We start from the raw sequence: 9,871 nt of genomic DNA on the forward strand, positions 1-9,871 counted from the left end.
CACGCGGCGCGCTCGGTAGGCAAAGAAGCGGGAGACGGGGGGACAGAACTCATGATGCTATTGTACTCCAGCGGGTGATCGGAAGGCGGAAATCGAACCCACCCGGCTCTACGTTCGTTCCTCACTGCGAGCCACCCTCCCTCAGGGCAGGGAGGGTCAGGGAGGCTGCCCCCCTCTGCGCTCCCCCTTCCTTCGTAGAGGGAAGGGGGTCGGGGGGATGGGTTCTAAATGGATTTTAAAGTCGGATAGAATTAAATTATGAGTAACCTACACAAAGCCTTTGTTTTCGACGAGGCTGCGTTTCGCCGCGACCTTGCCCCGATTCTGGATCGGCACGACGATGCGGCGCTGGAGCACTTCATCAGCGACCACCGGGCACAGCTACGCAACCCTCGCAACGGAGGGCACATCGAGTCCGACTGGCGCGACGATGCCGCTTTCGATGGCTTCGCACGACGGACAACGCTGGCGCTCACGGCCTACTACGACCCGACAGCCAATATCGGCCTAGGAAGCGCCGCTTCGAAGTGCCGTTTTGGACTGATTGACCTCTACCCCGAGAGCCGGGTATTCGTGAGCGGTGGTGCCCTAGGAGTCCCCGACGGCTACTTCCAGTCTGCCAGCTACGTCGCAGAGAGCGTTGCCATACTAGAGAACCTCCGCTCCGAGCTACCGCTCAAGGCCGATGTGATTGACCCCGTCCTCACCATGCTTCAGGCGGCCAAAAGTGTCGGACAAGGGCTCTATATTATCTTTTAGCCCATCCTACAGGCCGAAGTGAAAGCCGCCGACGCGCCACTCACCCGACTCTCGGATAAGCTGGAGCCGCGCGTAGGACTCTCCCTTTTCGCCTTTGAGACGGTAGGTTAGCTGAACGTAGGAGCGCCCAGGGCCACTACCGACGTAGTACTTTACCGGGCCACTGTGTTCTGTGAGTGGACCTGTCTTCTTGGTGACAAGGCCAAGCATGTCCTTCAGCGTCGTGTGCGTGGCTTTACCCTGAGTGGTGGAGGCTAGCATCGCATGGGCACTCTCCCACTCTTGTCTCTCCAGGTGTGTCAAAAAGCGCTCCGAAGGCACTTTTGCCTCGGATGAAGCTCGCACCGAGGCAGTGACAAGCCAGCCGCATCCTCCGATAAGGCTGAGCCCACCAATTCCCAAAGCCGCCGCGAGCAGAGCGCGTCTTTTCCGACGCCGTTGTTCTTCTGGTTCCATTATCATACGATACAGAATTCACGTGAAAAAGTTCCTGGATCAGGAAAAGGCGATTCTTGAGTAGCTCTGCACCGACTTCTCGCTCAAAGCCGATGTGATTGACCCCGTGCTTACCATGCTTCAGACGGTTGCCACAGCAAGCCGGGGTCTCTATATCCTGCTCTGATTTTTACCGAGGGGGCAGACTACCGTCTCACCAGCGCCTCAAGTTTTGCCTCCGCTCTCTATTTCTGAGTTAGAGGTCGCCAAAGATTAAATTATCCATTTTTGCCAGCCATTTTAGATGATGGCAGGCACTGTGAACAGATAAGTTATTTTCTGAAAAGCCCTTAGCCCGCACTCTCGTAGGCACTGCGAATCCAGCCCATCAGCTCATCGTCGACTTCGGTAGCATCGGTGAGCTTGATTTTGTGCGTGCACATTCCCCCGGTGGGTTGTGCAACAAGACGCTCGGTGCCGGGAAGCGTTTTGTGGTTAATGCCTACCTCCACACGCGTATTGGTGGCCGGACCAACCATCGCGAACTGCTTCTTGCGACGCAGGCTGACGTAGCCTTTCTTGGGCGCAATCTCGAACTCCCCAATTTCCAGGATCTGAGTCAGGAGAGCTTCGTGAAGGGAGCGAAGAACAGCTTTGGGGCCTGCGTAAATCTCGTCCAGAACAGCATCCCCGCTCTTGCCCTCGGCGGCGAAGTTCCCGCTAGAGGCGCAGGCAAAGTGGACGAGGGCATTGGCATCACCGTACCCAAGCTCAAAGGTGCTCTGGGCGTGTGTGCGTAGGTCGGCGTGCTTGGTGAGCCCTGTCTGGAGAAGCTGGGTTTGAAGGGTGTCGCGCGAGGTACCCGTCTTGGCCTCGATATTTTTGAGTTGGGTCTCAATGGCTTGATCTAAAATGCTCATAACCGCTTACTCTCGCTGGAGACTGCAAGGCGGAAAAGACGTTCGAAAAAATCCCCAGAGCCGCAATATTGAGGATGACCGTGATCCAGAAAGGAACCAAAAAGGCGGTCTTGCGAGACTTATGCCTGAGACCTTGTTGTGCCACAAGAGCCCCGGGCCATCCGCCAAGGAGGCTCAGCAGATGAAGCCTGTTTTCGGCAGTGCGCCAGCGGCTTGCCTGAGCTGCTTTTTTATCGTGTTGATACTCCGTGAAAAGAATGCTGCTCAAGAGGATAGAGACGAGCGGGATGTAGAAGGGAAGTTTGCCGACAAAAACAGTCGCTAGAAGAGCCATAAGAAAGAGGGCTACGAAGATTAGTGCGCCCCAGGTCGCTAGTGTCCACCGGAAGTGGGCAGGCTCTGTTACCTCTACAAGAAACTCGACTCGAAGGGCTTGAAGTCGCCCGCGATCATCGGTGCCAGGGATATAGCGGAGCATTTCCTCTCCCACAGGGCGACGGCCTTGAGGGAAGGCTGAGATATGGACGAAGAGGCGTTTGTTTCCCTGGAGAGAGGTGATAAAGCCGAAGCCACGTGCATCATCCCAGGAGGTCAGTTTGCCGAGTTCGCCCATGTGAAAAATTATACCTCGTACCTGCCTTTTGGTGGGTTTGCAAAGCGCGGTAAAAGCGATAGCATATGTGTGAGCTTGCTGTGCTCGGCACGGAGACGACAGACAATTTATAGCCTGCCGCCCTGTGGCGACGAGGTCAAATGGGAGCCGACACCGGGTAGGGACGACGACGTCTCGTTCAGATCCGTTCGGCGCGCACTGCGCGAATCGCCGACGACCCTCCGCACCAACTTCCAGCCCGACACAGCAAGCTCACCGACTCACCTGCTTCTCAAAGTTTTGCGCTTGGGCGTTTTGGGGCGCTGGTACTCCTCCCACGCTGCATCCAAGTCTTCCCCATGCTGCACAGTGTTGATGGCCGCCTGAATCGTGTACATCACGGCGGAGACCAGCTTCTGCGCTTTGCAAAAGCAGTAGATTTCGTTGCGCTGGACATACCAACCTTCCCCTGACTGGTGTCGGAAGAGGAGTGTCTCTGTGGACGTGACGATCTCTAATGCTACCCAATAGCCAGAGGACATGGGGCCAGGATGGGGAGGCCGATAGTCCTGCGGGTGCATGGGGACGTTTGCCAGTGCTTGCAGACAGGTTGTGCTGAAGATTTCCGAGATACGAACGGGCCAGGTAAGCTCGACTTCATCGTCGCGGGCCATGCCCTGTGAGCCGATGGCCACTCCCACAAAGTCACCTTGCCACTCCAGAGTTGCAACATACTCTGTCAGAGGCCCGTGGTGGCCATAGGACTCATGAAAGCGGAGACACTCGACATCGGTGGGATCGAAGAGGGGCAGTTGCCAGCGCATGGCCTATGTCTTGCGCGAGGGGCTGATGTCTGAAGTGTCGGAGTGGAGTGCCTCGGCGACAACACGCTGGGTGACTTCTTCCAGGTGCGCTTCCAGAGTTTTATAGAGAGCCTGGTATTCGGGCCAGATCGTCTCGTTCATAAAGGTGGGAGTTGCTTTGACCATGACGGTGGTGTATTTCTGGCCGTGATACCGATATGGCTCCAAGTTGTAGCGGCGTAGCAGCGCAAGAAAGAGCTGTTTGGCCCATCGATCAGAGAGGGTGAGCCTAAACTCCTCTAGCGCCTCCGTCTTCTCAATCTCTGCCAAGCGTGCCAGAATACGCTCTCTGGCACTGCCTGCAGCTTCACGCTCGCCCGCTGTGCCGGGGCGAGCGTAGAGTGCCTCAATGCGCCGGAGCTTCTCAATGAGCTTCTCTTCGTCGGTGAGGGGCTTTGGCATTAGTCGGGGCCGAAGGGGCCGTCGTCGTTGTCGGCGACGACTTGCTCGATGTCTTTGTCTTCGTCGTAGCTGAGTTTAACCGAATCCGTGACGGTCTCGCCGGTGTAGTTGTAGAGGCGCTTGAGATCCCAGAGAGTGATCCAGGCGCGGACGTACTGGCGCATGCGGGTGCTCCCGGCGTACTCCAGTGTGTCGGCGAGCGAGGGCGGCTGCCAGTCGTAGGCGGCGGCGTAGACGGCCTGGAGGGTATCGTGGGTCTGGCGGACTTGCTCGCGTCCCGGCACTTGCACGCTGAGATTGGTCGTCTCGATGGCGGCAATTCCGCGCTTGGCATCCTCGATTTTGCTGGGAAGCTCTCCAGCCAGCTCCATCTTATCGGGTACTTTGAGGCGGTCCCCGCGCCGGTGTAGCACCTCTCCTGCGTAGTCGTCGGTGATGGCGGAGACCACCAGTAAACCGGGAATGCGTGAGTCTTCGTTCAGCCCAAGAAGCTGCGCCAGATGGGTGTAGGCTTTCCCGCGTGCCCGTAGGCCGTAGCGGGAGATCAGCTCGGCTTCGTCGAGTAAGATCACCCAGCCCGTGTAGCCCAGCGCCTTAAAAAAGCGCGTCAGAAAGGCAAAGCGCAGCAGCTCCTGATTTTTCTGAGGGCGGCCCAGTGTGTAGTCTGAGTCTGAGCCCAGTGACTTCAGCGCCCCGCGTAGCTCGCTCAGCTTCAGTGGGAAGCCCTGCCAGTCCGCTAAAATCTTCTCGGAGAGCTCTTCATCGGTGCTGGCGAGGCGCTCAAAGAGCGTGAGAGTCGCGCCAAAGCGCGGATCGAGCTCGGGGGTGCGGTGTACCCACTGGAAAAACTCTGCCCAGCCGGGCGCTTTGTCGGCGGAGAAGCCTTCGGCCAGCTCGGCGAGCGCGGGGCCGACTCTATCAGGAAGCGTCGCGCTGGCAATCGCGCTTCGTAGCACTTTTGTCAGATCCGAGAGCGGTGTCTCTTTGGAGAGCGTCACACGGGAGCAGACAAAGTGGCTCTCGATCCCGAGATGGCGCAGGTACTCCAAGAGGTGCGACTTGCCACTGCCAAAGCCGCCCGTGATCACCATGCCACGGGCTTTATTGTCTTCCTCAATGCCCCGAAGTGCCTTCGCAAACTCCTCCGTCGCCCGCTTGTGTAGCGGCGTGAGCAGGCGCACGGCATCGCGGTTGGGGACACCTGCGCGGAGGGCTTCCAAGGCGCGGCGGCAGAGCTGCGGTTCTAGTGTGGGAGTCTCGGTGCTCATGCGCTTGCCATCCCTTCCATCTCCAGGTGAACCAGCATCCCCAGCGGGTTGCTTTTATCTTTGTCGCGTACATCCTCGATCGTGCGCAGCTTCAGCGCTGTGTAGCTGTCGAGACCGCGCCGCTCGTTCTCGGTGAGCCCCGGCCCAGCAGCAGCGATCAGCAGAAAGTGACGCAATTCATCCGTGCTGTCAATGCACTGCCGGAGCACTTCGTAGAAATCTTGAATGGCGGCGCGGGTGTAGCGCAGGCCGCCGGGAATCTCAGAGACCACGGGGCGAATATCAAGCAAGACAACCAGCCCCTTCATCCCCAGCTTGGGCAGAAATGCCGCCAGCGAGGCGAGCATCAGCCGCCCGTTGTGCCGCCCGATGCGCTGGAAGAGTCGCAGCCGCTTTAGGATCGAGAGCGAGCACTTCTCGCCGCGCAGCCACTGGTAGACGACTTCCGCATCGGAGGGCGTGACGCTGGAGGGGTTGAGCTGGCCCAGTACCAACATCGCCATCGCATTGCGGAACTCGCGGTAGAGGCTGTGGTCGCTGCTGATCTCATGGGCAACCCAGCGCCGCGCCTCGGAGAGAAGCTCGGCGCGGCTGAAGTCGTTACAGACCGTCAGCGAGTCCACGTCAAGTGCCCCGGACTCGGGGATCGTGTAGCCAGACTTTTCGAGCTGTCCTCTGAGCCAGTGCTTGATGCCCGTCTCCCAGTCAATCTGGCGGGCGACGGCATGGAAGAGCTGCTCAATGAGCTGGACTTTGGTCTGCCCGGCATTGACCCAGGCCAGCCCGTAGCCCCACTCCAGCGCCACACCGGCCAGGGTCGCCAGCGCTGTGTCCACCGCGTCCACATCGGGTGCAACAATGAGCCGCACGGCGGAGCCGCCCCCGGCGATAAAATCTGCTAGGTACTCATTGTCTAGGCAGCGAACCCACTCGTCCAGTGCAACAGCCATAGGTTTTCTAATCTCCGGGCGGGGTGAATTTTACCGTGGCGTAGAGCTTCTCGCGCCCTTGCCGATCCACAAAGGGCAGGAGCTTGGCCTTGCGCTCACGCGACGCGGTGCTGGCGGGCAGGCTCAGCTCGTAGCCTTTTTTCGTCTCGGTGATGCCACTGGTGTCTAAGAAATACACATCCCGCGTGAAGTCGAGGAGCGTGTACTCTTTCTCGCTTCCGGGCAGGAGCGTCAGAATGTCGTAGACCTGCGAGAGCGGCAGATCAATCCAGCTCGCCAGCCCGTCTTTGGCGCGGAGCAGCTCGTAGGCCGAAAAAAGCGTCTCGATAAAGCGCTCCGGGCGGGCTTTTGCCTCGCGTGCCTGGATCTTTTTCAGCGCCGCCGCCAGCACCGAGGGCCGGATCGTGAAGTGCAGGGCCTTGTCTATGCGGACTGCCGCCAAGTCGGGCTCGCGGCGCACCAGAACGGGATAGGAGAAGATCGTCCCCTCGCGCTCGTAGACCGTCAGCCCGATGCGCTGTGCTTCGGCGAGCAGCTCGTCGAGGAACTCACCATCGCTCTGGAGATAGGCGACGGCATCGAAGTCCAGCTCGGGGCAGGCCGATGCCTTCTCTACCAGCGTTTCCGCCGAGGCTTGTGCCGCGAGCCGAAGCTTCTCTATATCTCGCACCGTGCCTAGCTCCACCGCCTTCTGGAGCTTCTGCACCGCCCCAACATGCTTTTTTGCCGCGTCCAGCCACTCACGAATAGGTTTTTCGTGAGTGCTCAAAATATCCGTTAAAGCCATACTTTTCTCTACCCCTCTAAAAGTAGCGTCTCGGGGTCTTCGATGAGCTCTTTGATCTTCACGAGGAACCGGACAGCGGTGCTGCCGTCAATGATGCGGTGGTCGTAGCTGAGCGCCAGGTACATAATCGGGCGGATGACGATCTCATCGCCGACCACCACGGGGCGCTTGACGATATTGTGCATCCCGAGAATTCCGACCTGGGGGTAGTTGAGGATCGGAGTTGAGAGCATGGAGCCGAACGTGCCGCCGTTGGTGATGGAGAACGAGCCACCGGTCAGATCCGCAAGCCCGAGCTTGCCCTCTTTTGCCCGGCCCGCTAGCTCCTTGATCTTCTTCTCAATCGCGGCAAAGCTGAGTTTGTCGGCATCCCGGATAATTGGGACGACCAAGCCATCTTCCAGCCCGACGGCAATCCCGATATCGTAGTATTTTTTGAGGATAATTTCCCCGCGAGCGTCGTCAATCTCGGCGTTGACCATGGGAAATTGTTTCAGTGCCCCGATAGTTGCCTTAGTGAAGAAGCTCATGAAACCCAGTCCGACCCCGAAACGAGTCTCAAACTCGGCCTTGCGGCGGGTACGCAGCTCCATGACCTTGCTCATGTCCACTTCATTAAACGTCGTGAGAATAGCGGCGGTGTTCTGAGCATTCTTGAGGTTCGATGCAATCGCCTTGCGCTTTCGTGCCATCGTGATGCGCTCAATGGGGCGCTCGCCTCCCCCCGCCGCTGGGACGGCGACCCCCTCCGGCTTCGCGAAGGGGGTAGGAGCGGGTGTGACGGCCTTGGGGGTTGCGATCTTTGCCTCGACATCGGCTTTACCTATCTTGCCTGCGGGACCGGTGCCTGCGACACCGTCGAGGGGAACATTGTTCGCTGCCGCCATCGCTGCCGCAACTGGAGTCGCGTCTGCTCCGCTAGCAACCGGCGACGCAACAGGAGCTGGGGCTGACACGGGAGCAGGTGCACTTGCCGTGGCACCGGCCTCAATCACTCCGATTACCTGGCCCACGGCGACCGTGGCTCCGACCTCCGCTAAGATTTGCGTCAGCACGCCGTCCGCGTCGGCCTCAATCACTTGGTTGACTTTATCCGTCTCCAGCTCCACCAGCGCCTCACGCGCCTTCACGGCCTCACCGGGCTTCTTCAGCCACTGTGCCACGGTTGCTTCGACGATGGACTCGCCCATCTGGGGAACTACTATCTCAAGCGGCATTTGCTACTTCGCTCTCTTTCTTGTGGGGACGTTCTGGAACGCCTCAGTGACGATCCGAAGCTGTTCGGTATTGTGAGTGGTTTGAGAGCCCTCAGCGGGGCTTGCCTCATCGGGACGGCCTATGTACGTCGGCTTGAAGCCCAGGAGCTTCTCCAAGCGGGGGGCCATAAATGTCCAGGCTCCCATGTTTTGCGGCTCCTCTTGTAGCCAGACAACTTCCTGCACGGCGGGGTAGCTGGCGACGAGCGCTTCAATATCTCCCGCAGGGAAGGGATAGAGCTGCTCGACACGGGCAATCGCAACGCCCTCGGCAGCGAGATAGTCCGGGCGCTCGGTGTACTGCGGAGCCGCGCCGTAGACCATGTCGTAGTAGACCTTCCCCGAGCACAGCACCAGCCGGGTCACGCTCTTCTTGCGGCTGGCATCGCGCGTGTCATCGAGCACGGCCTGGAAGCCACCTTCCGAGAGCTCGGTGAGGCTTGCGGCGGCGCGGGCATGGCGCAGTAGGCTCTTGGGGGTCATCACGATCAGCGGACGCGGGTCGGACTTTAGCGTGGCAGCTTGGCGACGGAGCAGATGGAAGTACTGCGCCGCTGTTGAACAGTTGGCCACCCGTAGGTTGTCGCCTGCACACTGGAGTAGGAACCGCTCCAGGCGCGCCGACGAGTGCTCGGGGCCAGCGCCTTCGTAGCCGTGGGGCAGCAATAAGACAACCGTGGGGTGTTGCTCCCACTTGGCCTTGCCGCTCACAATAAACTGGTCAATGATGACTTGCGCCCCGTTGACAAAGTCGCCGAACTGCGCCTCCCAGAGTACCAGTGTCCCCTCCGCGTGCACCGAGTAGCCGTACTCAAAGCCCAGCGCGGCGCTCTCGGAGAGGGGCGAGTTGTAGAGGGCTAGCGAGGCTTTGGCACCCGGCAAGTTGTGGTGAGCACAGTAGCTCGTGCCCTTCTGGATATCGTGCCAGACCAGCTGACGCTGGGTGAACGTCCCGCGCTGGGTGTCCTGGCCCGTGAGGCGAATTGGGATGCCATCTTCTAGGATTGAGCCATAGGCCAGCGCCTCCGCGTGTGCCCAGACAATCTTGTGTTCGCCATCTAGTGCGTTGCGACGGCCACCCAGAAATGACTTCTCCAGCTTCGGGTCAATCGCGAAGCTCTTGGGAACGGCATTGAGAAACGCATTGGTCTCACTCAGGCGCTCTGCCGGGACTTTTGTCTCGACCTGCCACGGATCGTTTCCGGGATGCGGATGATCCTCGTGCTTGGGGTAGCCTTTTTGCAGGGCAAGCTCTTTGGCTGCCTCAAGACGCTTCCAAGTTGCCTCGCGGAGCGCGTCTACATCGGTCTGAGTGAGCAGACCACGCTTGACCAGCTCGTTTGCCCAGCGCTCGTGCAGGCGGGGGAACTTGCGGATGGTCTCGTACATCTGCGGCTGTGTGAACGAGGGCTCTTCCTGCTCGTTATGTCCGAGCCTTCGGTAGCCGACTAAGTCAATCAGAAAATCTTTACCAAATGCCTGACGGTACGCCACAGCCATGCGGGTCACGGCCAGACATGCCTCGGGATCGTCGGCGTTTACATGAACTATCGGGATCTCAAAGCCCTTGGCGAGATCGCTGGCGTACATCGTCGAGCGGCCATCTTTCGGGTCTGTCGTAAAGCCGATCTGGTTATTG

The 9,871-nt window shown here is 59.3% G+C and carries 11 protein-coding genes; 1 reads left to right on the plus strand and 10 read right to left on the minus strand.

Going from position 1 to position 9,871, the window contains the following annotated elements; genetic code table 11:
* Window positions 1-258 precede the first annotated feature (258 nt).
* Window positions 259-759, plus strand: coding sequence for a hypothetical protein (locus RMO15_RS20275; protein ID WP_309716122.1), 501 nt, complete (start codon window positions 259-261; stop codon window positions 757-759).
* A gap of 6 nt (window positions 760-765) precedes the next feature.
* Here the strand turns inward: RMO15_RS20275 and RMO15_RS20280 are convergent, their stop codons facing one another.
* The 10 genes from RMO15_RS20280 to RMO15_RS20325 form a co-directional block, all read right to left on the minus strand.
* On the minus strand, window positions 766-1,215 hold the full coding sequence (locus RMO15_RS20280; protein ID WP_309716125.1) for a hypothetical protein: 450 nt from the start codon (window positions 1,213-1,215) through the stop codon (window positions 766-768).
* Between the two features lie 329 nt (window positions 1,216-1,544).
* Window positions 1,545-2,114, minus strand: a complete 570-nt coding sequence (locus RMO15_RS20285) for a DUF5655 domain-containing protein (RefSeq protein WP_309716127.1) — start codon at window positions 2,112-2,114, stop codon at window positions 1,545-1,547.
* Window positions 2,089-2,592, minus strand: coding sequence for a DUF1294 domain-containing protein (locus RMO15_RS20290; RefSeq protein WP_309716131.1), 504 nt, complete (start codon window positions 2,590-2,592; stop codon window positions 2,089-2,091). Before RMO15_RS20290 ends, RMO15_RS20285 begins: the two co-directional genes overlap by 26 nt.
* A 395-nt stretch (window positions 2,593-2,987) precedes the next feature.
* Window positions 2,988-3,530 carry a hypothetical protein gene (locus RMO15_RS20295; RefSeq protein ID WP_309716133.1) on the minus strand — a complete coding sequence of 181 codons (543 nt, stop codon included), beginning with the start codon at window positions 3,528-3,530 and terminating at the stop codon, window positions 2,988-2,990.
* Between the two features lie 3 nt (window positions 3,531-3,533).
* A complete protein-coding gene (locus RMO15_RS20300; protein WP_309716136.1) occupies window positions 3,534-3,971 on the minus strand; it encodes a hypothetical protein in 438 nt (145 codons plus the stop codon).
* Complete coding sequence (locus RMO15_RS20305; protein WP_309716139.1) at window positions 3,971-5,239, minus strand: BREX system ATP-binding domain-containing protein; 1,269 nt, start codon at window positions 5,237-5,239, stop codon at window positions 3,971-3,973. Before RMO15_RS20305 ends, RMO15_RS20300 begins: the two co-directional genes overlap by 1 nt.
* Window positions 5,236-6,189 (minus strand): BREX system ATP-binding domain-containing protein, encoded by a 954-nt coding sequence (locus tag RMO15_RS20310; RefSeq protein WP_309716142.1) that lies wholly within the window; start codon window positions 6,187-6,189, stop codon window positions 5,236-5,238. The genes RMO15_RS20305 and RMO15_RS20310 overlap by 4 nt, the downstream gene beginning before the upstream one ends.
* A 7-nt stretch (window positions 6,190-6,196) precedes the next feature.
* Window positions 6,197-6,976: a hypothetical protein gene (locus RMO15_RS20315; protein ID WP_309716146.1), complete on the minus strand. Its 780-nt coding sequence runs from the start codon at window positions 6,974-6,976 to the stop codon at window positions 6,197-6,199.
* An 8-nt stretch (window positions 6,977-6,984) separates the two neighbouring features.
* Window positions 6,985-8,193, minus strand: coding sequence for a 2-oxoglutarate dehydrogenase complex dihydrolipoyllysine-residue succinyltransferase (gene odhB, locus RMO15_RS20320; protein ID WP_309716149.1), 1,209 nt, complete (start codon window positions 8,191-8,193; stop codon window positions 6,985-6,987).
* A gap of 3 nt (window positions 8,194-8,196) precedes the next feature.
* A partial coding sequence (locus RMO15_RS20325; RefSeq protein ID WP_309716151.1) for a thiamine pyrophosphate-dependent enzyme occupies window positions 8,197-9,871 on the minus strand: 1,675 nt, incomplete at its 5' end.

Origin of the sequence: Armatimonas sp. (assembly GCF_031410135.1) — a bacterium.
GTDB lineage: Bacteria > Armatimonadota > Armatimonadia > Armatimonadales > Armatimonadaceae > Armatimonas.